Source organism: Streptomyces longisporoflavus, from assembly GCF_014649775.1.
Classification (GTDB): domain Bacteria; phylum Actinomycetota; class Actinomycetes; order Streptomycetales; family Streptomycetaceae; genus Streptomyces; species Streptomyces longisporoflavus.
This window is the reverse complement of record NZ_BMTR01000002.1, coordinates 147,124-170,826: the sequence shown is the minus strand read 5'-3', so window position 1 is coordinate 170,826 and position 23,703 is coordinate 147,124. Positions and strand designations below refer to the sequence as shown.

Annotated in this window: 16 protein-coding genes; 11 read left to right on the top strand and 5 right to left on the bottom strand. The window is 70.9% G+C overall.

Features of this window, described 5'->3' with window-relative positions; genetic code table 11:
- The first annotated feature begins 158 nt into the window (after nt 1–158).
- From IE226_RS04795 to IE226_RS04765, 7 genes are all read left to right on the top strand, one after another.
- Nucleotides 159–1,022 (top strand): ABC transporter ATP-binding protein, encoded by an 864-nt coding sequence (locus tag IE226_RS04795; protein WP_190079729.1) that lies wholly within the window; start codon nt 159–161, stop codon nt 1,020–1,022.
- Between the two features lie 137 nt (nt 1,023–1,159).
- Entirely contained in the window at nt 1,160–2,221 is a 1,062-nt protein-coding gene (locus IE226_RS04790) for an iron-siderophore ABC transporter substrate-binding protein (protein WP_190079728.1), read from the top strand.
- A gap of 143 nt (nt 2,222–2,364) precedes the next feature.
- Nucleotides 2,365–4,383, top strand: a complete 2,019-nt coding sequence (locus tag IE226_RS04785) for an iron ABC transporter permease (RefSeq protein ID WP_373306889.1) — start codon at nt 2,365–2,367, stop codon at nt 4,381–4,383.
- Between the two features lie 97 nt (nt 4,384–4,480).
- Nucleotides 4,481–5,581: a peptidase C39 family protein gene (locus IE226_RS04780; protein ID WP_190079726.1), complete on the top strand. Its 1,101-nt coding sequence runs from the start codon at nt 4,481–4,483 to the stop codon at nt 5,579–5,581.
- Nucleotides 5,582–5,764: 183 nt separating this feature from the next.
- Nucleotides 5,765–6,700: an endo-beta-N-acetylglucosaminidase H gene (locus IE226_RS04775; RefSeq protein WP_190079725.1), complete on the top strand. Its 936-nt coding sequence runs from the start codon at nt 5,765–5,767 to the stop codon at nt 6,698–6,700.
- Nucleotides 6,701–6,877: 177 nt separating this feature from the next.
- Nucleotides 6,878–8,227 (top strand): cytochrome P450, encoded by a 1,350-nt coding sequence (locus IE226_RS04770; RefSeq protein ID WP_190079724.1) that lies wholly within the window; start codon nt 6,878–6,880, stop codon nt 8,225–8,227.
- Nucleotides 8,228–8,252: 25 nt separating this feature from the next.
- Nucleotides 8,253–9,050 carry an SDR family oxidoreductase gene (locus tag IE226_RS04765; protein ID WP_190079723.1) on the top strand — a complete coding sequence of 266 codons (798 nt, stop codon included), beginning with the start codon at nt 8,253–8,255 and terminating at the stop codon, nt 9,048–9,050.
- Nucleotides 9,051–9,083: 33 nt separating this feature from the next.
- On the opposite strand, the gene IE226_RS04760 is transcribed toward IE226_RS04765, so the two are convergent.
- Nucleotides 9,084–10,124: a sulfotransferase family protein gene (locus tag IE226_RS04760; protein WP_190079722.1), complete on the bottom strand. Its 1,041-nt coding sequence runs from the start codon at nt 10,122–10,124 to the stop codon at nt 9,084–9,086.
- A 535-nt stretch (nt 10,125–10,659) separates the two neighbouring features.
- On the opposite strand from IE226_RS04760, the gene IE226_RS04755 reads away from it, so the two are divergent.
- Entirely contained in the window at nt 10,660–11,724 is a 1,065-nt protein-coding gene (locus tag IE226_RS04755) for an LLM class flavin-dependent oxidoreductase (RefSeq protein WP_190079721.1), read from the top strand.
- Nucleotides 11,725–11,774: 50 nt separating this feature from the next.
- On the opposite strand, the gene IE226_RS04750 is transcribed toward IE226_RS04755, so the two are convergent.
- A complete protein-coding gene (locus tag IE226_RS04750) occupies nt 11,775–12,875 on the bottom strand; it encodes a hypothetical protein (protein WP_190079720.1) in 1,101 nt (366 codons plus the stop codon).
- A gap of 235 nt (nt 12,876–13,110) precedes the next feature.
- On the opposite strand from IE226_RS04750, the gene IE226_RS04745 reads away from it, so the two are divergent.
- On the top strand, nt 13,111–13,764 hold the full coding sequence (locus IE226_RS04745) for an HAD family hydrolase (RefSeq protein WP_190079719.1): 654 nt from the start codon (nt 13,111–13,113) through the stop codon (nt 13,762–13,764).
- 18 nt (nt 13,765–13,782) lie between these two features.
- Here IE226_RS04745 and IE226_RS04740 read toward each other — a convergent pair whose 3' ends face one another.
- Genes IE226_RS04740 through IE226_RS04730 form a run of 3 tightly spaced genes read right to left on the bottom strand, consistent with a single transcriptional unit; the run spans nt 13,783 to nt 18,538 of the window.
- Nucleotides 13,783–15,138, bottom strand: a complete 1,356-nt coding sequence (locus IE226_RS04740) for an MFS transporter (RefSeq protein ID WP_229870494.1) — start codon at nt 15,136–15,138, stop codon at nt 13,783–13,785.
- Nucleotides 15,135–17,177, bottom strand: a complete 2,043-nt coding sequence (locus IE226_RS04735; RefSeq protein ID WP_190079718.1) for a PEP/pyruvate-binding domain-containing protein — start codon at nt 17,175–17,177, stop codon at nt 15,135–15,137. Before IE226_RS04735 ends, IE226_RS04740 begins: the two co-directional genes overlap by 4 nt.
- Nucleotides 17,174–18,538, bottom strand: coding sequence for an ATP-grasp domain-containing protein (locus tag IE226_RS04730; protein ID WP_444546070.1), 1,365 nt, complete (start codon nt 18,536–18,538; stop codon nt 17,174–17,176). Before IE226_RS04730 ends, IE226_RS04735 begins: the two co-directional genes overlap by 4 nt.
- 332 nt (nt 18,539–18,870) lie before the next feature.
- Between IE226_RS04730 and IE226_RS04725 the strand changes: the two genes are divergently transcribed.
- Together IE226_RS04725 and IE226_RS04720 are read left to right on the top strand one after the other, a co-directional pair.
- Nucleotides 18,871–20,166 carry a PAS domain S-box protein gene (locus IE226_RS04725; RefSeq protein ID WP_190079716.1) on the top strand — a complete coding sequence of 432 codons (1,296 nt, stop codon included), beginning with the start codon at nt 18,871–18,873 and terminating at the stop codon, nt 20,164–20,166.
- A 457-nt stretch (nt 20,167–20,623) separates the two neighbouring features.
- A complete protein-coding gene (locus IE226_RS04720; RefSeq protein ID WP_190079715.1) occupies nt 20,624–23,608 on the top strand; it encodes a CARDB domain-containing protein in 2,985 nt (994 codons plus the stop codon).
- Nucleotides 23,609–23,703: the final 95 nt, after the last annotated feature.

The window sequence follows — 23,703 nt, the reverse complement described above, 5'->3', positions numbered from 1 at the left end:
CATGCCGGGCGATATATAAGCTCCTCGGAGTTAGGTAACCCTTAGTTGTTGCTCGCCGCGAACGGTGCTTTCCGTGCGCGGCGAGTCCGCTGCCCTGCCGACCAGGCCGGACGGAGGGTGCCGCACCCCTCGCCCCTCCGAGCCACCCGGACCCACTGATGTTCACAAGCCCCTCCCGGCCTGCGGATCGCCCCGTCGCCGACCCCGCCACGCCGGTGGCCGCCCTCCACGGGCACGATCTGCTGCTGCGGTACGGCGGCACACCGGTTGTCCACGGCGTCTCGCTGAAGCTGGAACCCGGCCGCGCGACCGCCCTGGTGGGGCCGAACGGCAGCGGGAAATCCACGCTGCTGCGCGCGCTCTCCCGACTGCACCGGACGGACGGCGGCCGGGTGACGCTCGGCGCCCCCGACAAGGGAGGCGAGCGCGACGCGGCCCTGCTCAGTGCCCGTCAGTTCGCCCGCGAAGTCACGCTGTTCTCCCAGTCGAGGCCCGCGCCCGGCGGGCTGACGGTCAAGGAGGTCGTGGCGTTCGGGCGCCACCCGTACCGGCGCGGCTTCGCCGGACTGACCGCAGGGGACCGGAGCGCCATCGACCGCGCGATGGGCGTCACCGGCGTGCGGGACATGGCCGACCGGCCGGCCGGGGAGCTCTCCGGCGGGGAACTGCAGCGCGTCTGGCTCGCGGCCTGCCTGGCCCAGGACACCGGCGTCGTGCTCCTCGACGAACCGACCAACCACCTGGACCTGCGCTACCAGATCGAGACGCTCGACCTGGTGCGCGATCTGGTCGTGGAGCACGGCATCGCGGTCGGAATCGTGCTGCACGACCTCGACCAGGCATCCCGCGTCGCGGACACGCTGGTCTTGATGCGCTCCGGCCGCGTGCACGCGGCCGGAGCACCCGTCGACGTCCTCACCGAGCAGAACATCGCCGAGGTCTACGACATCCGCGTCGAGGTCGGCGTCGACCCGCGCACGGGCCGCCTTCGTATCGACCCCATCGGGCGCCACCCCGCCTGAAGCAGTCGTACGCCACCACTGCCGGACTGCCCCTGCCTGAAGCGGCGCGGACGGCCCCACCCCAAAAACGGCACATACGCCGCCGCACCGCGTCGCGAGCAAGACGCGCTGCCGGAAAACACGAAAGAGGAACGTTCATGAACCGTGCCCATCGCCTGGCGGCGTCCGCCTCCACCGGGCTCCTCCTCCTGGCCACAACGGCCTGCGGCACGACCACCGTCGACAAGCCCGAGGCCGGTGGCAAGGCCGGCGCCTCGCCCGCCTCGAAGGACTGCGCCAAGGACACCACGACCACCTCGACGAAGCCGGTCTCCTTCAAGGACGGCGTCGGACGAACCGTGAAGCTGGACAAGCCCGCCAAGCGGATCGCGGTCCTGGAATGGCAGCAGGTCGAGGACGCGCTGACCCTGTGCGTCACCCCCACCGCGGTCTCCGACGCGAAGGGATACAGCACCTGGGTCAGCGCGGAGAAGCTGCCCGGCAAGGTGACCGACATCGGCACCCGCGAGGAGCCCGACCTCGACACCCTCTACGCGGCCAAGCCCGATCTCGTCGTCGTAGAGGCGTTCGACGCCGACGACGAGACCCTCAAGAAGCTGGAGAAGCGAGGCGTCCCCGTGATGGCCACCCGGGGAGCGAACCCGAAGGATCCGATCGGGAACATGCGTGAAGTGTTCAGCATGATCGGCGAGGCGACGGGGCGCACCGAGCGCGCCGACCAGGTACTCAAGGAGTTCGACGCCCACCTCGCGACGGCGAAGAAGAAGGTCGCCGACGCCGATCTGCCCACGAAGGACTTCCTGTTCTTCGACGGATGGCTGCAGGGAGGCAACCTCACCGTCCGCCCCTACAGCGACGGCGCCCTGTTCACCGAGATAGGCAAGGAACTCGGCATGAAGCCGGCGTGGACCGACGCCGTCAACAAGGACCACGGAGACGGCGGCGTCGACAAGTCCTACGGCCTCGCGCAGACCGACGTCGAGGGGCTCACCTCGGTCGGCGACGCCAACCTGTTCTACGCCAACGACGAAGGGGCCGGCGGGTACGTCGCCGCGCTGAAGAAGAACCCGATCTGGAAGACCATCCCGGCCGTGAAGGAAGGCCGCGCACACTCCTTCCCCGCGCGGGTGTGGGGCGCCGGCGGTCCGCGCTCCTGCGAGCAGGCGATCGACGCGTACGTCGACGTGCTCAAGAAGTGAACGCCCCGCGCATCACGGCACCCGCAGGGAGAGCGCTGCCGCGCGCCGAGCACGGCGAGTCCCCCGCCGGGCAGGGAGAGTCCCCCGCCCGGCAGGGCGGTGCTCCCGCCGGCCGCGGCGGCGCTCCCGCGGGGGTTGCCGTCCTGGCACTTCTTCTCGCCCTGACCACCCTGGCGGGCCTGTGGCACCTGACGCAGGGAACATCGGGCGTCGGCGTCGGCGACCTGGTGCGCCACCTCGCCGGGGAACGGGAGAACACCGGCGGGGCGCCGGTCGGTGAGATCCTCACCGGCTCGCGCCTGCCGCGCCTGTTCGCGGGCGTGGCGGTGGGTTTCGCCCTGGGCTGCGCGGGCGCGCTGCTGCAGTCCGTCACGCACAACACGCTCGCCTCGCCCGACACTCTGGCGGTCACGGCCGGGTCCTACTTCACCATCTCGGTCGTCGCGGCCTTCGGCCTGTCCGTCCCGTTCTGGGCGTCGGGCGCGGTCGCCTTCGCCGGCGGTCTGGCAGCGGCGGCACTGGTCCTGCTCCTCGCGGGCAGGGCCGCGGGTACCGCGGGCACCCGCCTCATCCTGGCCGGATCGGCGATCGCGATGGCCCTGGACGCGGCGACCGCGACGCTCCTCATCCTCTTCGACCAGAACACGACCGGCCTGTTCGCCTGGGGCAGCGGTTCGCTCGCCCAGCTGAACATCGACGCGTCGATGCGCGCTTTCCCGCTCATGGCCGTGGTCCTTGCGATCGCCCTCGCGCTGTCCCGGCGCCTTGACGTCATGAACCTCGGCGACGACGCCGCGTCCACCCTGGGCGTGCCGATCCGGTCCACCCGGGTGACCGCGGTGCTCTGCGCGGTGCTTCTGACCAGCACGGCGGTGACCCTCGCGGGCCCGATCGGCTTCGTCGGCCTGGGTGCGCCCGTCCTGGCCCGCCTGATCGCGGGACGCGTCCGGTCGCTGCGCCGCCACCTGCTGCTTGTGCCCGCGGCCGGGCTGCTGGGAGCGCTGCTCATCCTGCTCGCCGACGCGACGCTGCGGGCGATCCAGGGCGCGGACGGGGCCGCCGCCATTCCCACCGGCGTACCGACCGCCCTGCTCGGCGCCGTCGTGATCGTGGTCCTAGCGCTGCGCCTGCGCGACACGGGAGCGCTGCGGCAACCACCGCACGCGCGGGTCGCCGCACGCTCACGCCGCGCGTTCCTGTGCGTCGTGCTCTGCGCGGTGGTTCTTCTGGTCGTAGCGGCGCTCGTGGCCGTCCTGGCGGGCAGTCTCTGGCTGCGGACAGGTGACCTCGCGCTCTGGGCGCGGGGCACCGCACCGGATCTGATCGGCCAGGCCCTCGACGACCGGTTCCCGCGGGTGCTCGCCGCGATCCTCGCCGGCGCGGCACTCGGCCTGGCCGGATGCGTCGTACAGAGCACGGTGCGCAACCCGCTGGCGGAGCCGGGCGTCCTCGGCATCACGGCAGGCGCCGGCCTCGGCGCGGCGGCCGTCGCCACCTCGGGCCTGTCCGGCGGACGACCGCTGCTCATCGCGGTCGCGGTCCTGGCGGGGCTCGCCACGTTCGCGGTGATCGCCCTGCTGTCCTGGCGCGGCGGCTTCCTGCCCGACCGGTTCGTCCTGATCGGCATCGGCTGCGGTTACGGCCTCAGCTCCATCACGACCTTCCTCCTGCTGCGTGCCGACCCGTACAACACGCCCCGGATCTTCACCTTCCTCTCGGGTACGACCTACGGGCGCACGCTGCCCGACGTCGTACCGGTCGCGGTGGCCCTGGTGCTCGCGCTCCCCGTGCTCCTTGCCATGCGCGACCGGCTCGACCTGCTCGCCGTCGACGAGGACACGCCACGCATCGTGGGGGTCAGGCCGGTACGCGTACGTGTCGGCGCACTGACCATCGCCGCGGTGCTCGCGGCGCTCAGCGTGATCGCCGTCGGCGCCGTCGGGTTCGTGGGCCTTGTCGCCCCGCACCTAGCCCGCTCCCTGGTGGGCGCCCGGCACGGCCGCGCGATCCCGGTCGCGATGCTGCTCGGCGCACTGCTGGTCTGCGTGGCCGACGCCCTGGGCCGCACGATCGCGGCACCGGCCCAGGTGCCGGCGGGCCTCATGATCGCCCTGGTCGGCGGCCCGTACTTCGTCTGGGTACTGCGCCGCTCCCGCGCATGAAGCGGCCCAAGCAGAACCAACGAGACCAGGCACGCCAAGCACGTCAAGCACGTCAAGCACGTCAAGCACGTCAAGCCAAGAACAACAGGAAACGCCCGTGAAGTTCGTAGTCGTCCCCTTCGAGCCCGATGCGCCGCCGACCCAGTTGCGACAGCTGGCACACCACGAGGTGCCCGACCGCTGGCACACCATCGACCGCTCCGCACACACCCCGCACATCGTGGCCGTCGAAGGCGACGACGGTACGGACTGGACCGCCGCCGCGCTCGTGACGGCCCGCCCGCACACGGCCTACCTGAAAATCGTCGATGCCGTCGGCGAGGTGCCGGCAGCAGTCCGGGCCGTCCTGGCCCACGCACGCGGCCAAGGGCTCGCCCAGGTCAAGTGGGAAGGCTGGACGGCCAGTCCGGACACCGCCGCTGCCGCCGGCTTCGCCCCGCTGCGCCCTCCGCTCACCCCGACAGGGCACGCGGAAGGGCCCGCGACCGGCTACGTCCGCTGGCTGCACGAGGGCACGGTGAGCGAACCCCCGTACTACGGGCAGACCACCCACTTCACCTGCGGCGCGGTCACCGCCTTGATGGCGCAGACGCACGCGGGGGCGCTGCCGCACAAGGAACTTGACCGCCAGGCGGAGCTGACGCTGTGGCGCGGCGCGACCAACTTCCCCGCGTGCGAGCCCGTAGGCCTCGGCGTAGCCGTCCGCCGGACCTGGCCGTCGTCCTCCGTCACGGTCCACCTCGATACGGACCGCCCCGTCCTGCTCGACCACCTCCCGGACAACGAGCAGGAGTGGCGCGCCCTGCTCCAGCGCGCATCGCGTAGGGACGCCGCACACGCCGGCGTCCCCATCGACCCGCGCCGCCTCTCCCTGGCCGACATCCGCACCGCGATCGGCCGGAAGGAGCACGTGCTGCTCCTGGTCTCGCTCGCCGGGATGCAGGGTTTCGACGTGCCGCACTGGGTGCTCTGCCACGGCGCCGTACCCGGCGCCTTCGTGATCGATGATCCGTGGGCCAACGCGGCGACGGGTGACACCTGGGTCGACGCCCACCTGCTGCCAGTCCCCGACCCGTCACTGGACACCATGTCCACCATCTCGGAGGCCCCTTTCCGCGGCGCGGTGACCATCGGCAGCCCGCGCCAGGGCGATGCGCCTTCTTCCGCGGCGATGGGCGCGGGCCTCGAAGCGGGATAGGTCCCGCACACGCCAACTCCCGAGCCCCGGTGCCGCGCTGCTGCGGCTCAAGGTGCGTGGGAGTCGTGAAGAGTCTGTGCGTGATTCTTGGGATTTGGTCACGGGGGAGGAAAACTCGGAGGGCTCACTCGGCGCTTTCGAACAGGTCGGGCGCCGACCCATGTGATGGGAGACCGATCAACGATGTTCACTCTGGTACGGCGCAGAGCGCGGACCGCCGCGCTCGCGCTCTCGGCCGTCGCGGCCCTTGCCGTCGGCGCGACCGCCACGACCGGCGCGGCAGCGGCCCCCGCCCCCCGGCCCGCTCCCGCCCTCGCGAAAGAGGGACCGACCTCGGTGGCGTATGTCGAGGTGAACAACAACAGCATGCTGAACGTCGGCAAGTACACCCTCGCCGACGGAGGCGGGAACGCCTTTGACGTCGCCGTGATCTTCGCGGCGAACATCAACTACGACACGACCAAGAAAGAGGCGTACCTGCACTTCAACGAGAACGTCCAGCGGGTCCTCGACAACGCCGACACGCAGATACGGCCGTTGCAGCAGAAGGGCATCAAGGTCGTCCTCTCGGTGCTCGGCAATCACCAGGGCGCGGGGTTCGCGAACTTCCCGTCGCAGCAGGCGGCTTCGGCGTTCGCGAAGCAGATGTCGGACACGGTGACCAAGTACGGCCTCGACGGCATCGACTTCGACGACGAGTACGCCGAGTACGGCAACAACGGCACCGGCCAGCCGAACGCCGGCTCGTTCGTGCACCTGGTGACGGCGCTGCGCGCGAACATGCCGGGCAAGATCATCAGCCTCTACAACATCGGCCCGGCCGCGTCCCGTCTCTCCTACGGAGGCGTCGACGTCTCGTCCAAGTTCGACTACGCCTGGAACCCGTACTACGGCACCTGGCAGGTCCCCGGCATCGCCCTGCCCAAGTCCAAGAAGTCGCCGGCGGCCGTCGAGATCGGCCGGACCTCGCAGAGCACGGTCGCAAGCCTCGCCCGCCGCACCGTCAGCGAGGGATACGGCGTCTATCTCACGTACAACCTCGACGGCGCGGACCGCAGCGCCGATGTCTCCGCGTTCACCAGGGAGCTGTACGGCAGTGACGCCGTCTACAAGCCCTGAGGCAGCCGCATGCCCCAGTGCGCGGTGCTGCTCCTTCGGGGGTTGCCGCGTCCCTTAGGGCCGCGATCCGTGCGCGCCGCGTTTCCGACAACGATGTCGGGAGCGCGGCCCGCGTCGCCGGCTCCGTCGGCGGGGTAGACACCGGGGACGGCAGGACCAGCGACAGGAGGCACCGGCATGCGCATCCCCGGCCCCGAACACCAGGAAGACGGCGGGCTCAGCGCCGTGATGGCGGCGGGCGGGCTGCACCGCTACCAGTTACGTCTGCACGAGACATACGGACCCGTCGTGCGCTTCCAACTGCCGGGTGCGGACACGGCCGTGTCGGTCGCCGATCCCGTGCTCCTGGAGGCCACGGCGCACATCGACAAACGGCCCGAGGAACTGTTCGCCTTCCTTGATCCGCTGTGCGAGGCGGGCAACCTGCAAGTGCTGCCCGCCGACGAGCACACGCCCTGGCGCCGCCTGCTGCTCTCGGTGCTCGCCGGACGGCCGTCCCACGAGCGGCACTTCGCGCGCTTCGCCGAGCTGACGCAAGAGCTCGCGGACCGCTGGGCCGCACGGCCCGAGGGCGAACCCGTCGAACTGCAGACGGAGTTGACCGCGCTCTCGCTGCGCATGATCTGCGGGTTCGCGCTCGGCGGCGCGGAAACCGACACCGACCGTGTCGTCGCCTCGTTCGAGGAGGTGCTCACCGAGCATCTCGGTCGGCTGTACCAGGTGCCGAGGGACGACCCGCGCTCGGCGGAGCGGGCCGAGGAGGCCCTCGCCTATCTGCGCGCGACGGTCGACCGCGTGGTGGCGGCGCACCGCCCGGGCGGCCGCACCGACCGCAGCGACCTGATCGGGGCGCTCGTGGAGGCAGGCGAGAGCCCGGCGCGGATCCGGGACACCGTGATGGTGACGCTGCTGGCCGCGCATCACACCACCGGCGTCGCCGTCTCGTGGACGCTGCACCTGCTGGGCCGCCACCCCGGGGCGGCCGAGCGCGTGGCCGCCGAACTGGACGAGGTACTGGGCGAGCGCCCAACGCCCGACTACGCCGATCTGCGGCGGCTCACGTACCTGGACATGGTGCTCAAGGAGTCGATGCGGCTGTTCCCGCCCGGCCCTTACGGCGCACGCGAGACGACCGAGGACCTGGATCTGGGCGGATACGAGATCCCGGCCGGGACGACGGTGTTCTATCCGTTCTGGGCGGTTCATCTCAACCCTGAGTACTGGCCGGAGCCGGAGCGGTTCGATCCCGGGCGGTTCACGCCCGAGGAGGAGGCCATGCGGCCCCGGCTCGCGTACATCCCCTTCGGGATCGGGCCGCGCAGCTGCGAGGGTGCCGCGCTGGCCACGGTCGAGGCTCAGCTCGTCCTGGCCGTCCTTCTCGGGCGCCTGCGCTTCAGGCCCGCACCGGGGCACGAAGTGACGCCGGTGGAACGGTTCGTGCTGTGGGCACGGGACGGGATCCGGATGACGGTGCGGCCACGGTCGCGGTGTGTGCCGCCGGGTCGGGGAAAACCGGGTGCCGTGTGAAGGGGCGCCCGTCAGGATGAGGAACATGACTGGTGCGACGCGCGTGGGAATTCGACCGGACGGTGAAGCGGCGGAGCGGCCGCTCGCGCTGGTCACGGGGGCGGGACGGTCGGCGGGGATCGCGTCGTCCGTGGTGCTGGATCTGGCCCGGGCCGGCTGGGACGTGGCCTTCACCTACTGGACTCCGTACGACGCGCGCATGCAGTGGGGTGCGGAGCCGGGTGCGTCCGACGAGTTGCGGAAGCAGGTGGTCTCCCACGGGGCGAGAACGCTCGCCGTCGAGGCGGACCTGAGCGACCCGGCCGTGCCGGTTCAGCTCTTCGACGGCGTCGAGCGTGAGCTGGGGAATGTCACCGCGCTGGTGCTCTGCCATTGCGAGTCGGTCGACTCCGGCCTCCTTGACACCACGGTGGAAAGCTTCGACCTGCACTACGCGGTCAACGCGCGGGCGACCTGGCTGCTCATCCGGGAGTACGGGCTGCGGTTTCGCGGACAGCACGGCAGCGGACGCATCGTCAGCCTGACCAGCGACCACACCGCGGGCAACCTTCCGTACGGGGCGAGCAAGGGAGCGATGGACCGGATCACGCTGGCCGCCGCCCGCGAGCTTTCCCACCTGGGAGTGACCTGCAACGCGATCAATCCCGGACCGACCGACACCGGGTGGATGACCGAGGAGCAGAAGGCGGACATGGTCCGCTACACGCCCCTGGGACGCCTCGGCGTACCGCAGGACTGCGCGAATCTCGTCTCGTTTCTCTGCTCGGCTGAGGGCGGTTGGGTCAACGGGCAGCTTCTCCAGAGCAACGGCGGCATCGGGTAGTCGGGCGTGTGACGCCCCACTTACCTCGGGGGTTCATTCCCGGCTTGGTCTGTCTGCCAGGGCGCGGGTGCCCGGAGCGCAGCTCTCGCGCAGCTCGTCGAGTTCGGCGGGCGTCAGCTGCTTTCCTGCCGAGCCGCGGCGGCTGTCGTCGAGCCGGGCGCACGCGCCGTCCAGCCACTGGCGCGCAGGCTCGAACCCGATGAACGCGGCGAGGCGGGCGAGTTCCTTGCGGGGGGCGTCGAGCAGATCCTCGTAGGAGAGTGTCGTGCGCTGAGCGGCGGGCAGCTCGTCGAGGAACTGTGCGCCCTGGATGACGAGTTCGGACCACAGGGCGCCGAACCGGCGCAGCGGAAGGTCCCGCTCCTGTACGAGGGCGGGGTCGAAGCGCTCGTCGAGCAGGGGCGCCAGATCCGGTGGCAGGGAGCGCACGTCCTCGTCCGTCAGATCGCCGAAGCTCTCGACGCCCGTCCGCTCCTTGATCTCGCGCATCAAGGTGATCACGCGGTAGCCGGGGTGGCGGCTCATGGAGAGGGCGCAGTCGGGCCCGTCGCGGAACAGGTGGACGAACTTCGCGTGCGGGAAGGCGGCTCGCAATCCTTGGGCCCAGCCCGTCGAGTAACCGGAGCGCTCCACGACGGCGGTGCGCCCCAACCGCGCGCCCAGCCAGTCGAAGAGCGCTTCGTGGTGTTCGGCCGCGGTGCGGCGGGGCCAGTCGATGACCGCCGCGCGGATGTCGTCGAGCAGGCCGTCGGGGTCGTCGGTGAGGTGGGGCAACACCATCAGGGAGAGCGCGGGGATGCCGGTGCCTTGCGCGCAGTACCGCCCCGGACGGCGCGTGTAGAGGAACTCGGGCATCAGGAGCCCGCTGCGGAGCATGTTCGCGAAATAGGGGGTGGGCCGGAAGAGAGCCTCCCAGAAGTCGCCGCCGGAGACCTGGCCCTCAGGAAAGGCGGCGTCGCCCACCGAGGCCATGTATTCGTTGAGGCTGAGTACGTCGGGGTGGGTGCTGAGGATGCGGGACAGCGCGGTGGAGCCGCTGCGGCCCGTACCGATGACGAAGGTCAGACTGCGCAAGGTCGCTCTCCGAAAGCCAGGGGCGGGGGTTCCAGGGCCCCCTGCACCTCAGCACACTCACCCCGGTGGCACCAGACGGCCGTCGTACGCGGGGAGCCGGCCGGGCGCAGATCGTGCCGCGGCGACCCGGGTCGTAACGTGAGCATGGCAGGCCCATGACGAGGTCATTGCAGCACGGCGGCTCAGAACAAGTGTGCCTTGACCGGGGTTTGGTGCGGGGATAACTTCGCCGTCATGTGCATCTGCCGGCGGTTTCGGAAGCGACGGGCCATCGATCTGATGCGCGTCGCCACCGCGGTGTGTAGCTGATCCCTCCGCTGCGCCGAGCCGGCCCGCGCCAAGCGCTGCCGCCTCGCGCCAAGCCCTGCCGCGCCGCTCCGCGCGGCTTCGGTACTCCGCAGGACGCGGACCCAACCGCCACGACCTGACCTGCCCCTGCCCCACGGCGATCTCGGTTCCCTGCCTGCCTGCCGGTCGGCCGGCGGTCGGCACCCGGCCGCGCCGGTCACGGCCCGTACAGCGATCGGAAGCTTCGATGACCCCGCAGTTCCTCTGGTACGTCCCCAACACCGTCCAGCCCGGTCACCGCGGTGACGACACGACGTCGGGCTGGGGGTCCATCGAGTACTCGACCGAACTCGCCCGCGCGGCAGAGGACCACGGCTGGGGCGGCGCGCTGCTCGGCACCGGATGGGGGCGTCCCGACACCTTCACCGTCGCCACCGCACTGGCCGCGCGCACCACGACGTTCAAGCCCCTGATCGCGGTACGCCCCGGATACTGGCAGCCCGCGCATTTCGCCGGTGCGGCGGCCACGCTCGACCAGCTCAGCCGCGGCCGCGTCCTGGTCAACATCGTCAGCGGTCTCGACAGCCCGGCCGCCTACGGTGACACCAACGTCGATCCCGCCGCCCGCTATGCCCGCACCGGGGAGTTCCTGCACCTGGTGCGGCGCCTGTGGAGCGAGGAGAACGTCACCTTCGAAGGCGAGCACTTCCGCGTCACCGGATCGACGGTCAGCCCCCGCCCTTACGCCGGCGGCGAGCGGGCTCATCCGACGCTCTACTTCGGCGGCGCGTCCGAGGCGGCCGAACGCGTCTCGGCCGCCGAAGCCGACGTACAGCTCTTCTGGGGTGAACCGCTGGAGGGGATCGCCGAACGTATCGCACGCCTGGAGGAGTTGAGCGCGCGGGTGGGGCGTCGCCATGAGCCGCTGGAGTACGGGCTGCGGATCACGACCGTGGTGCGCGACACCACCGAGGAGGCGTGGCGGGCGGCAGAGGAGAAGGTCGCCAAGATGGCGGCCGACGCAGGCGAGATCGGCACCTGGGCGGGCAACCGCGGGACAGCCGTCGGTCAGCGGCGGCTCCTGGAGCTGGCCGAGCGTGGCGAGGTCCTTGACACCTGCCTGTACACCACGCCCGGCAGGTTCGGCGGCGGGGGAGCGGGCACCACGTGGCTCGTCGGCTCGCCCGACGACGTGGCCGCGGCGCTCAAGGCCTATAGGGCCCTGGGCGTCACGCACTTCGTGCTGTCCGACACGCCCTACAAGGAGGAGATCCGCCGCATCGGCGACCAGCTGTTGCCCCGGCTGCGGTAGGACCGCATCGCGGGCGGCGGCCACGAGACCGGTCGGCAGGCCGATGCCCGCTAGGAGCGCGTCGCCTTCTTGCACTCGCCCCCGGAGGTCTTGTCCCGCGCGATCGGCGCGCTGCGGTCGTAGGGGTCGATCTCCGTGTCGGCCACGTCCGCGCGTCGGTCCGTGCCGTAGGGCGGGGTGAAGTAGCCGGTGGGGGCGCCGCAGCCGCCGTTGGTCATGTCGTACTTGTGCGAGACGATCGAGAACGTGCCCGGCTCGGTGATCACCTTGTCGGGGTCGTCCCAGCTCAGGATCAGCTCGCGCCGGACGACCGTGCGCACGATCTCGCCGTCGCCGCCCGCGTCCGCGTGCGTGGTCGGGTAGACGAAGGTGACGTCTGCGGTCACCTGGAGCGCGCCGCGCTCGCCCTCCCGGTAGCTGAGGCGGCCCCGGGTCTTCACGATGTCGCCGACCACTTGGGTACGGGAGGGCCGGAAGCGGCTGAAGAGGTAAAGGGGGTCGTTCTTCTCGCTCGGGGCGCGGAACGCGGTCTTCAGGAAGACTTGGACGTCCTTCTGATGCGGGTTGATCAGTGCCATCGCCTTCTCGGGACGCTCGCCCCGCAGCACCCCGCGGTCCAGACCGGACGACACGAGGAAGTCCCGGCTGCGGGCGAGGGCCCGCTCGACCTCGGCCGCGCTCATCCAGCCGACCGCCCTGGCCTTCGGTACGGTGATCCCCGCCGCTCCGTTCGCCCACCTCGCCGCCGGCGAACCGCGGAACGGCTCCTTCTCGGTGGGGCGTTGGGCCGACCCCGTCGGGGGCGCCTGGGTCGGCCGTGCGGTCTCGGAGGCCAGCGGCGTGGAGTCGGAGTCGTCTCCGGTGACCAGGTCCACCATCCGCCCCGGCGCGAGCGCCACCGCAAGGAGCACCAGCGCGGCCAGCAGCCCGACCACGTACCAACCCCTGCGCCGCTTGGGACGTGCGGGCGTGTAGGAGCGCCAGCCCTCCGCATCGCGGCCGGGCTCCGCGCGCAGCCGCTTCGCCACGTCGCGGGCCCGCGCGGACGGTTCCCTGGGCGCGTCGGCCGTTCCGGCCATCGACTCGCGCAGGAAACGCTCCCACTCCTCATCGGACATGGACCAGCCCTCCGGCTCCGTACCCGCACCCATCCCCAACCCCCTGGCAATCAGCGAACCGCGGCCCACTCCCCAGGGGCGCGCGTCCGCATAATGACACATGGCGCGGACACCAAGGCCGCCCGGGTGATCGGCGAGAGTGCCCCGGACGCGCGTAACCGGCGTGCCGCACGGTGTTCAGGGGTAGAGCGCTCTGGACCGCTGCGGTCGGTGTCATGTACCGGACATTCGCATCCTCGTGGTGCGCCAGGAGAGGGGCGACGACGCCATGAACAGAACCGCCTTGCAGGGCTCGGTCCGTGTGCGCATGGCGCTGGGCGCTGCCCTGGTGTCGAGCGTGCTGTGCGCCGCAGCGAGTGCGGCCCCGCCGGTGGCGGCTGCACCGGTGGACGCGGGCGAGGTGGCGGCGGCGCCCTCCGTCGCGCGTACAGGTGTCGAATGCGACTGCCCCGTCGTGTACTTCGACCTGGGCGAGACCCTGGTGCACACCGCTGGAGACGGAAGCACCGGCTATCAGCCCGGCGCCGCCTCCTACCTGCGGGCCCTGCGCGAACGCCACATCAGGGTCGGCCTGATCACCAATGTCCCGTCCTCCTGGGGCACGACCGACGCCGAGCGTGCCGCCAGGCTGAAGAAGGAAGTCGATACCACGTGGCAAGGGGCTGAGCCCTTCGCCTGGAAGGACTTCGGCGACCGGATTCTGACTCCGCGGACCGAGGCCGAACGTAAACCGGCGCCCGCCCTCTGGCAGCGGGCGAAGGCTGATGCTGGCCACTGCCGGGTCGTCTACCAGGCGGAGACGGCCGAGGAGGTCACCGTGGCCTCCTCGCTGGGCTTCGTGCCGTACCAGGTCGGCAGGCCCCACCGGCCCGCGTTCCTGCCGGTGGGGTTGGTCGAACTCCTCGGCCGCCGCTCCGCCTGATCGAGGCCCGCCCCACGGCTACGGCCGCGACCGCCGGCGTCCAACTCTGTCCGCTTCCACGGCCTTTGGGGCCTCGGCGCGCACGGCCAGAGCTTCCGTGGGGGGTGCCTCCCGGCCCCGCTCGACCAGACCGCTGCGCAGCAGCAGTTGGAAGATCCCGAGCAGCACCGCCGTCGCCAGCGCGCTGTGCCACAGCAGGGCATCCAGCTGCCCGGCGGAGAGGTAGGCGCCCGCGGCGACCGCGGCCAGCGCGCACACCGCGCGGTCCACGATGCTCTCGACCGAGAGGAGCGTGGCGCGCGGGGCGTCGGCGGGCACCGCGTCGTTCACCAGCTTGCGCTGGACGGGGTAGGCGAAGCCGGTCGCGGCGGCGAACAGGCAGAGCAGCGCGACCACGGCCCACGGGCCGCCGAGCGTCATGGCCGCCAGAGTGCCCGCGAGCGCGAGGCTGAGGATCGAGACCCAGGCGACCGGTGGCAGCCGACGGCTCAGCCACTGCGGACGGGCCGAGGCCACCGCCTCCGCCACCGTCATCGCGGCAAGCACTCCACCGTGCGAAGCCTCCGCGATGCCGTGGTCGAGGAGGATCGGCTGGAAGAGGTTGACCTGGCAGATCCGCGACAGCGTGAAGACCGCGACGCCCTGCACCATCACCAGGGCCAGCCACCGCGAGGAGGCGACGCAGCGCAGTGCCGAGCCCGCGTCCCGCAGGAACGCGCCGCCCCTGCGCCCGCCGTCCCTGCGGTCGGCCGCGCTGCCCGTACGGGCGTCCGGCCCCGCGAGCCGGGGCAGCGCGACGGCGCAGGCTAGGGAGCCCGCCGCGCTGGCGGCGCTGAGCACGTACGGGGCCGTGTGTGCGAGGGCCATGAGGGGACCGACCAGCGGCCAGCACACGACCTTCGCCGCAAGCCCGAGAGCCCGCGCGGTGCCCTCCGCCTTGAGGTAGTGCTCGTCGCACTTCTCGGCCCGCAGACCGTCGTACAGGTAGGCGCTCGCCGCTCCCGAGGTCAGGGAACGTCCCGCGGCGATGGCCAGGAAGTGGACGAGGAAGCCGGTGTACGAGGCGCTGATGACCGGAGCCAGGTTCGCCGCCGTCATGACCACCGCCCCGGCCCGCAGGCAGTTGCGGGTGCCGATCCGGTCGGCGATCAGGCCGGTCGGGATCTCGAACAGGCAGAAGGCCACGTAGTAGATGCTCTGGATGCCGAAGATCTGTGCGTCCGAGAGTCCTGCCGCCTTCTGGAAGGCGTAGAACACCGGCATCCACCACAGCAGGTTGAACAGCAGCTGGAAGCCGTAGTTGAGCCGGATGATCCGGCGGGCGGTGGCCGTGAGGCCGGTATCCGCCCCGGACCGGCCGAAGCGCGCCCTCACAGCGCGTACGGGCGGATCTGGACCAGCCGGAAGTCGCCCTGCTCGGTCATCAGCCACTCGATGTCCAGCGGCCGGTCCACGTCGGACGCGCCGGAGCCGGACGCACTGGCGCCGGACGCGCTGAAGTGGGACTGAAGGAGCCGGCCGGTCAGGGACAGATCGGCGAGCCGGGCACGCGTGGCGGCGGGAAGCCCGTCGCTCCAGGAGCCCAGGGCGACGGTGCGCCCGCCGCCCTCCACGGTGTTGTACAGGTACTGCTGCGGCAGGACCGTCCCGTCGACCACCTGCTCCGGGGAGCCGGGGGAGCAGTTGAGATAGACGTTGCGGAAGTCCTCGCGGCGGGTCGGGTTGCAGGTCACCAGGACGCCGCCGAGGGAGGCGGGCACATACTCCTGGATGATCACGCCCATGTAGGTGTCGTCCAGGGAGATGCCGACCTGGTGGCGCAGGCGCACGCTGCGGGGCGACACCAGGGAGGCCCACACCTGGCGTACGGCGTCCAGGAGTTCGCCGGTGCCGTGGACGGTGGTCACGGAGTCGTAGACACCGGCCGCGGAGAATCCGGGCAGGTCCTCGGCGTTGGACGAGGAGCGCACCACCAGGCGTCCGCGCGAGGCCGCGGCGGCGGTGAAGGCCTGGCTGATCTGCGCGGTGACGGCGTCGGGTACGGGCGTGTTGCGGATCAGGTGCTGGAGTTGCAGGCACAGCGAGTCCAGGACGTCGGTGGCGTCGAGTTCGAGTGCCATCTTGAGCTTGCCGATGCCCTGCTGGAGAGCGGGGGAGGAGGCGAGGAATCGCTGCTGGAGGGCGAAGGGGAGGGCGACGCCCTGCGGGGCGCCCACGGATGCGGCCACGAATTCGGCCGCTCGGGCGCGGAGTTCGGCGGGAGAGGGTGCGCTGCTCAGGCCGAGGCGGGCCGCGAGGTGTCCGTAGAGGTTCTCGCGCGGCGGGCGGGGCCGCCCGTAGAAGCGGGTCAGGTCGGCCGTGCGGCTGTCCAGTACGTGGTGCAGCTCGCCGAGGTTGGCCGCCTTGGTGCCGTACCGGTCGCGGTCCGCGGCGCGCAGCCGGTGCAGGGCCAGGACGGGGGCGTCTTCGAGCAGGGGCGGTTCGAGGCGGATGCGCTGCTGGTGCCAGGCCGGAGCGTGCAGGGCCGGCTCGTCATCGAGGCGTTCGAGGGATATCGCGTCTTCGCGCACCCGGTAGCGCACCCATGCGCCGTCCAGGCCGTCCTTCTCGATGAGTTGTTCCAGGTCACGCACGATGGCGTTGGGTATGCCCCAGCCGGAAGCGAGGACGTTGGTGTGGGAGAGCGGGGTGATCGGCGCGGTGTTGAGGAATCCAGCCACCCGGGGCACGTCGTCGGGCAGGCACGGCATGGCCACGATGTCCGCCCAACCGAGCCCGGCCTCGGCCGCCGTGTACGCCTCGTGCGTGGGGAAGAACCGCAGCCGCCCGGTGGCCTCACCGACGTTCAGCGGGGTGCGGGTCTTTGTGCCGAAGAGTTGGTGGCTCAGGATGCGCGGCACGCGCAGTTCGCTGATGGCGGCAAGGGCCTCCTCCTGCCCGTGGTTGGCGGGCTTGAGCAGCAGCGGCAGCCTGCCGTCCACCCGGGTGCGCACGAACTCGTAGAAGAAGGCGAGGAGTTCACCGATCATGGTGTCGGCCTCGGTGGTCTCCAGGACGAGGAAGGTGCGTTCGCGTCCCTCCGCCTCCTGCTCGGTGTGCAGGGAGAGCACGCCGAGCAGGAACCGGCGCCCGGGGTCCATGTAGACGGAGGCGTTGAACGCGTCGAGATCCGCGTCCAGGGCGGTCAGTTCCATGCCCAGGACGCGGGTGGCGATGTAGTTGACGTGGAAGGGGTGCGCGGCGGTGTCGAGCAGGTGCCAGGTGTTCTCGGCACGGTCGACGACGACTTTGAGGTAGGGGTGGCCTGCCAGGACGCCGGAGAGGGTGCGGAAGAGCGGCAGCGAGAGGTTCTCGCCGATGACCGTGCGGTCGGTGGCCGGTTCGGACGGGCCGGTGAACAGCTGGGCGGTCATGCCGGAACCTCCTGGTTCCGCGCGGCGGGCAGTACCCGGGGCAGGGCGTGGACGAGGGACTGGAAGTCGTGGAGCACCGTGCGCGGGTCGGCGGCCGAGAGCAGGCACAGGGCGGCCATGGTGTTGGCGCCCGCGGCCGGGTCGTAGACCGGCACGATGCTGCCGTCGGGGAGGGAACTCTCCTTGACCACCGACAGCTCGCTGTCCCGGCTCAGGGGCACGCGTGCCGCGACGGCGGGGAAGTCCCAGATCCTGCGGTCCTGCCAGGCCTCGCCGTGGCCGTCGACCGCCAGGACGACGAGGGAGCCCGCCGCGCCGCGCGCCTGCTCCGGGGTGAGGGCCTGCTCGGGCCAGGTCACCGGGCGTCCCAGGAGGTGCTCGACGAGCATGCCGGTCAGGTCGAGCCCGAAGACCTCCTCGATCTGGGGCACGGTCATCGCGCCGCCGAACCGGGCCGCTGTCTCGATCAGCCACATGCTGCCGTCCGCACCGAGTTTGATCTCGGTGTGGGTCCCGCAGTCACGCAGGCCGAGCGCGTCCACGGCGCGGCGCGCGAGATCCACGATCCGGTCCTGGGCGTCTTGGGGGAGCAGCGCGGGCGTGATGCCGGCCCGCTCGGTGAACGGCTCGATGGTGGGCATCCGGCCGCTGAGGCACACCGGGTGGAAAACGCCGTCCGCCACGACGCCCTCGACACTGACGTAGTCGCCCCAGCCGGGCTCGTCGAACCAGTGCGCGGCGGTGCCGGTCACGATCTGTTCGACCACGAAGTCCGCGTCGGCCTCGGCGACGTGCAGTTCCGCGTAGCCCAGCTGGGCTGATTCGGCCATCACGGCACGGGACCGGGCCCAGGCCGCGGACACCTCGCGCGGGGAGCGGATGATCTGGTGCGCGGTGGACCCCGCGCTCCAGGCCGCTTTGAGCAGCAGCGGGCAGGGCAGCTCGCGGGCCGCCGTGTGCAGTTCCGCCTCCGTGGCTACGGGGCGGAACTGGGGCTGCGGCAGGCCGTGTTCCTGCCAGGTGCGCCGCATCAGCCGCTTGTCACGGGCGAGTGCGGCGGCGCTGCCCGCCCCCGCAAGACCGAGCGTCCGGCACGCCTCGGCGACGGCCACGACCGCGTACTCGGAGAAGGTGAGCACCGCGTCCGCTCCCACGGCCTCGGCCTCCGAGACGATCAGGGACACCAGGTCGGAGCGCTGCGCCTCGGAGGGCACAGTGATCGAGGCGCACAGGCCCCGGGCGGTGTCCATGACGGAGGGAGGAAGAGCGCTGAGCGCCAGCAGATGCACCTGAGCCCTCGCGGCCGTCCGGGACAGGACGTGACCCAGCGGCGGGCCACCCTTGGCATGCACTAACAGCACCTTGCTCACTGAAGTTCGTCTCCTGATTCATCCGGTGGGTGCGTATCGCTCGCTGCCGCGGCGATACCTGTGGAGCCGGGGAAATCTCCCGGCGTTCGTGTGGCGGGGCGTGTTCACCCGCTCACTCAAGGGGACCAGGCCGACGGGGCGCGCTGCGCCGCCGCGGGCGTCTGCGACTCAGGCAAATGCCTGAGTCGCGCGCTGTGCCGGGCGGCCGAGACCAGCCGCCATTTCGGGACACCGGCCGGGCAGCGGGCGTGCGCGGGGCCGGGGCGGGTTATCCAATGCGCTGTGACTGAGCGTCAGTCAGTCGTATACGGACGGAGACCGCTGTGGACGATTCCAGCCTCAAGGCCCTGCTGGAGCACCTTCCCGTGTTCTGGTGGGAAGTCGACGATCTGTGGCAGGTGCTCGAGCGAGGAGGCGGTGCCTTCGCCGATACGGACACGGCGCAGCGTTTCCTCGACCGGATGCGCCAGGAACTCGCGGCCCCGGCGAAGCCGCTGGGGGAGGGCCGCTGCCAGGCCCGCTTCGACGACCGCACCTTCGACGTCAGCTGGCCCATCGAGGAGGGTGAGGTCCACAACCGCAGGTGCGGCCTGGCGGTGGAGGTCGATGCCCGGGCATCGGCCCCGCGCCGCTATGCGGCCTTCGCGGAGCTGGTGGACCTCGCCCCGGCCGCCGCCTTCATCCGGGACTGCGACGGACGCTATCTATGGGCCAACCACGCCTACGCGCACCTCTACGGCACTGCTCCGGAACACGTCGTCGGCAAGTGCATCGAGGACTTCGACACACCCGCCGACGCCGGCCAGTTCCGCGCCCTCGACCAGGAGATCCTCACGCGGGGTACGGCGGTGCGCCACACCCTGGGCTACCGGCGCCAGGACGGCAGCGCGGGCCGGGCGGTGGGCCATCGCTTCCCCGTACGGGAGAACGGGCAGACCTGTGTCGCGGGGATCTACGTGGATGTCACCGACCAGCTGCGCGCCACGGTCCAGCGCCAGGAGGCCGAGGAGAACCTGCGGGCCCTGCGCGACCACAGCGGCCTGCCCTGCGCGCTGCTCTCGGCGAACGGACGCGTCATCGAGGCGAGCGCCGCGGCCGCCGAAGTGTTCCGCCTCAACATGTCCGATCTGGTCGGCCGGCGTGCCCACACCCTGCTCGCCCCCGAACCCGATCTCGACCGGCTGCACCGCCGGTGGAACGGTCTGATAGCCCGCCGTGTCAGACGGGTGGAGACGTCCGCGGTGCTCGTCGACTCCCGGGGGCTGCAGCGCCGAGCGCAGCTCCACCTGACCACGATCGGCCATTCCGCCGGCCGGGCCCGGCACGTCTGGGCCGTCGTCACCCACCAGAGCCTGGCCCACGAGGCTCATCCGGCGCTCACCGCCGCGCAGATCCGCATCCTCTCGCTCCTGGCGGAGGGCAGCAGCAACGGTGACATCGCCACGTCGCTGAAGCTGTCCCGGCAGACGGTCGACTACCACCTCAGCCGCCTTCGGGAACTCCTGGACGCCGCCACCCGCCCCGCCCTCGTCGCGCGTGCCTACGTCCTGGGCATCCTGGCTCCCAGGGCCTGGCCCCCGCGTTCGGCGACGGCGGCGCATCCGCTCAGTGCCGTCTGACGATGCCGCGCCTTCCGCTACGGCACATGATCGCAAGATCCTGATGAAATAGAGCAAGAACGTTGCGGCTGCGGCGGGGTGGGGCAGGGACGTGAGTGCGCCGCAGTGGCCCCTTGGCCAGGGCTGTGGCTTGAGCGGCGACCGTGGAAATGTAAGTGCGCCGGGCTGACCGGGAGTTGAAGGGCGTGTGCGAAGCGTTGACATTCCTGTGGCGTACGGCAAATCTGTGCTCTCGTGGGAGCAAGAAATCGACTGGATAGAGAAAATGTCATATACACCCGTGTCGGCCCGCCCGGTCCACCGGCCCAACAGGCCGAGGTGAGCCGTGCGTTCACGCGGGTGATCCGGTCGCCGGGCAGCTTCCGTTCCTCCCCGCGCTGCGTCGGCAAGGCGCCCCGCAGCCCGCAGCACTCGCAGAACCCGCAGCACCCGCAGCCCCCGTGGAACAGAGGACGCCATGAGATGGAAGCAACGCAGCCGGCGGCTGATCACCGCCGCGCTCAGCACCGGACTGATAGCCCTGGGCCTCGTGCCCCTCAGCGCCGGCTCGTCCGCCGCGCGGCCCGCCGCCGAGCCCGTGAACCTCGCCGTGAACAAGCCGATCGAGGCGTCCTCGTCGACGCAGAACTACTTCGCCACGAACGCCAACGACAACAGCACGAGCACCTACTGGGAGTCGACCGGCCACCCCTCGACGCTCACGGTGAAGCTCGGCGCCAACGCCGACCTCGACTCCGTCGTCGTCAAGCTCAACCCCGACACCGCCTGGGCGACACGGACGCAGAACATCGAGGTACTCGGGCGCGAGCAGTCCGCCCAGGGCTTCAAGTCCCTCAAAGCGCGGGCTGACTACAGCTTCAGCCCCTCTGGGAACAAGAACTCCGTGACCATCCCGGTCGGCGGCCGCTACGCCGACGTCCAACTGAAGATCTACGGCAACAGCTCCGGATACGGAGGCCAGGCAGCCGAGTTCCAGGTGATGGGAACCCCGGCGCCCAATCCCGACCTGACCGTCTCGAACCTCACCTGGGACCCCGCGAAGCCCTCCGAGAGCGACGAGATCCACGTCAACGCCACGGTGCGCAACACCGGCAGTGCGGCCGCCGCGGCGACCACGGTGAACGTCAGTCTCGGCGGCACGGTCGCGGGCAGCGCCGCGGTGCCCGCACTCGGCGCGGGCGAGTCGGCTGCCGTCAAGGTGGACATCGGCAAGCGCGCGCAGGGCAGTTACACCGTCTCCGCGGTCGTTGACCCGACCGACACCGTCGACGAGCAGAACGACGACAACAACAGCCGCACCGCCGAGGACAAGCTGACGGTGGGCCAGAGCCCCGGGCCCGACCTGGAGGTCACCGGAATCACGTCCAGCCCCGCCAACCCAGCCGTGGGCGCCAAGGTCACCTTCAGCGCGAAGGTCCACAACCGCGGCACCAGCGGCGCCGGCGCGGGCTCGGTGACCCGTCTGACGGTGGGCGATGCCACCCTCGACGGCACGGCACCGGCGATCGCCGCGGGCGAGACGGCCGCCGTGAACCTCAGCGGCAGTTGGACGGCGACCAGCGGCGGCGCCACGCTTACCGCGACCGCCGACGCCACCGACACGGTCGACGAGACCAACGAGAACAACAACGTCTTCGCCCGCTCCATCGTGGTCGGGCGCGGGGCGGCGGTTCCGTACGTCGAGTACGAGGCGGAGGACGGACGCTACGAAGGCACCCTCCTGGAAGCCGACGCCGAGCGCACCTTCGGCCACACCAACTTCGCCACCGAGTCATCGGGCCGCAAGTCCGTGCGCCTCAACTCCACCGGCCAGTTCGTGGAGTTCACCTCCACCAGCGCGGCCAACTCCATCGTCGTACGCAACTCGATCCCCGACGCGCCGGGCGGCGGCGGCCAGGAGAAGACCCTCAGTCTCTACGCGGACGGCAAGTTCGTGCAGAAGGTGACCCTCTCCTCCAAGCACAGCTGGCTGTACGGCAACACCGACCAGCCCGAGGGCCTGACCAACCGGCCGGGCGGCGACGCGCGACGCCTCTTCGACGAGTCGCACGCCCTGCTCACGCAGACCTATCCGCAGGGCACCAAGTTCAAGCTGCAACGCGACGCCGGTGACGACGCCGCCTTCTACATCGTGGACCTGGTCGACCTGGAACAGGTGGCGCCCGCGGCGAGCAAGCCCGCCGAGTGCACCTCGATCACCGCGTACGGAGCGATCCCGGGCGACGGCATCGACGACACGGCCGCGATCCAGAAGGCCGTGACCGCCGACCAGAAGGGCGACATCGCTTGCGTATGGATCCCGGCAGGGCAGTGGCGCCAGGAGCAGAAGATCCTCACCGACGACCCGCTCAACCGCGGGCAGTTCAACCAGGTGGGCATCCGTGACGTGACCATCCGCGGCGCGGGCATGTGGCACTCCCAGCTCTACACGCTGACCCCGCCGCACGAGGCGGGCGGCATCAACCATCCGCACGAGGGCAACTTCGGCTTCGACATCGACGACAACACCAAGATCTCCGGCATCGCCATCTTCGGCTCGGGCACCATCCGCGGCGGCGACGGCAACGCGGAGGGCGGCGTGGGCCTCAACGGCCGCTTCGGCAAGAACACCAAGATCAACGACGTGTGGATCGAGCACGCCAACGTCGGGGCCTGGGTCGGCCGCGACTACAGCAACATCCCCGAACTGTGGGGCCCCGGCGACGGCCTGGAGTTCAACGGGATGCGCATCCGCAACACCTACGCGGACGGGGTCAACTTCGCCAACGGCACCCGCAACTCCACCGTCTTCAACTCCTCCTTCCGCAACACCGGCGACGACGCCCTGGCCGTCTGGGCCAGCAAGTACGTCAAGGACACCTCCACGGACGTCGGGCACGACAACACCTTCCGCAACAACACCGTGCAGCTTCCCTGGCGGGCCAACGGCATCGCCGTGTACGGCGGTTACGGCAACAAGATCGAGAACAATCTGGTGTACGACACCATGAACTACCCCGGCATCATGCTCGCCACCGACCACGATCCGCTGCCCTTCTCCGGACAGACGCTGATCGCCAACAACGGGCTCTACCGCACCGGCGGCGCGTTTTGGAACGAGGACCAGGAGTTCGGCGCCATCACGCTGTTCGCCCAGGGCCCCGACATCCCCGGCGTCACGATCCGCGACACCGACATCCACGACTCGACGTACGACGGCATCCAGTTCAAGACGGGCGGCGGCGCCATGCCGGACGTGAAGATCTCCGACGTGACGATCTCCAAGTCCAACAACGGCTCGGGCATCCTCGCCATGGGCGGCGCACGCGGCAGCGCGACGCTCACCGATGTGACCATCAGCGGCTCCCGCGACGGCGACATCTTCAAGGAGCCAGGCTCGCAGTTCGTGATCAATGGAGGGGGTGCCAAGAAGTCCTCCGTCCGGGCGTTCACCGCACGCTAGCGGCGGCGTCGAACCCGGCCGGCCGTAAGCCGCCCGTTCCCGTTCGGTGGGGGGCGGGCGGCTCATCGGTCGGCCCGAAGCCCACAGTCCAGAGC

What these genes read in the sequence shown, in the direction of transcription:
- IE226_RS04735 (WP_190079718.1), bottom strand. Translation starts at nt 17,177, where the DNA reads ATGACCGCCCAGCTGTTCACCGGCCCGTCCGAACCGGCCACCGACCGC.
- IE226_RS04790 (WP_190079728.1), top strand. Translation starts at nt 1,160, where the DNA reads ATGAACCGTGCCCATCGCCTGGCGGCGTCCGCCTCCACCGGGCTCCTC.
- IE226_RS04745 (WP_190079719.1), top strand. Translation starts at nt 13,111, where the DNA reads ATGAACAGAACCGCCTTGCAGGGCTCGGTCCGTGTGCGCATGGCGCTG.
- IE226_RS04775 (WP_190079725.1), top strand. Translation starts at nt 5,765, where the DNA reads ATGTTCACTCTGGTACGGCGCAGAGCGCGGACCGCCGCGCTCGCGCTC.
- IE226_RS04750 (WP_190079720.1), bottom strand. Translation starts at nt 12,875, where the DNA reads ATGGGTGCGGGTACGGAGCCGGAGGGCTGGTCCATGTCCGATGAGGAG.
- IE226_RS04765 (WP_190079723.1), top strand. Translation starts at nt 8,253, where the DNA reads ATGACTGGTGCGACGCGCGTGGGAATTCGACCGGACGGTGAAGCGGCG.
- IE226_RS04720 (WP_190079715.1), top strand. Translation starts at nt 20,624, where the DNA reads ATGAGATGGAAGCAACGCAGCCGGCGGCTGATCACCGCCGCGCTCAGC.
- IE226_RS04755 (WP_190079721.1), top strand. Translation starts at nt 10,660, where the DNA reads ATGACCCCGCAGTTCCTCTGGTACGTCCCCAACACCGTCCAGCCCGGT.
- IE226_RS04770 (WP_190079724.1), top strand. Translation starts at nt 6,878, where the DNA reads ATGCGCATCCCCGGCCCCGAACACCAGGAAGACGGCGGGCTCAGCGCC.
- IE226_RS04795 (WP_190079729.1), top strand. Translation starts at nt 159, where the DNA reads ATGTTCACAAGCCCCTCCCGGCCTGCGGATCGCCCCGTCGCCGACCCC.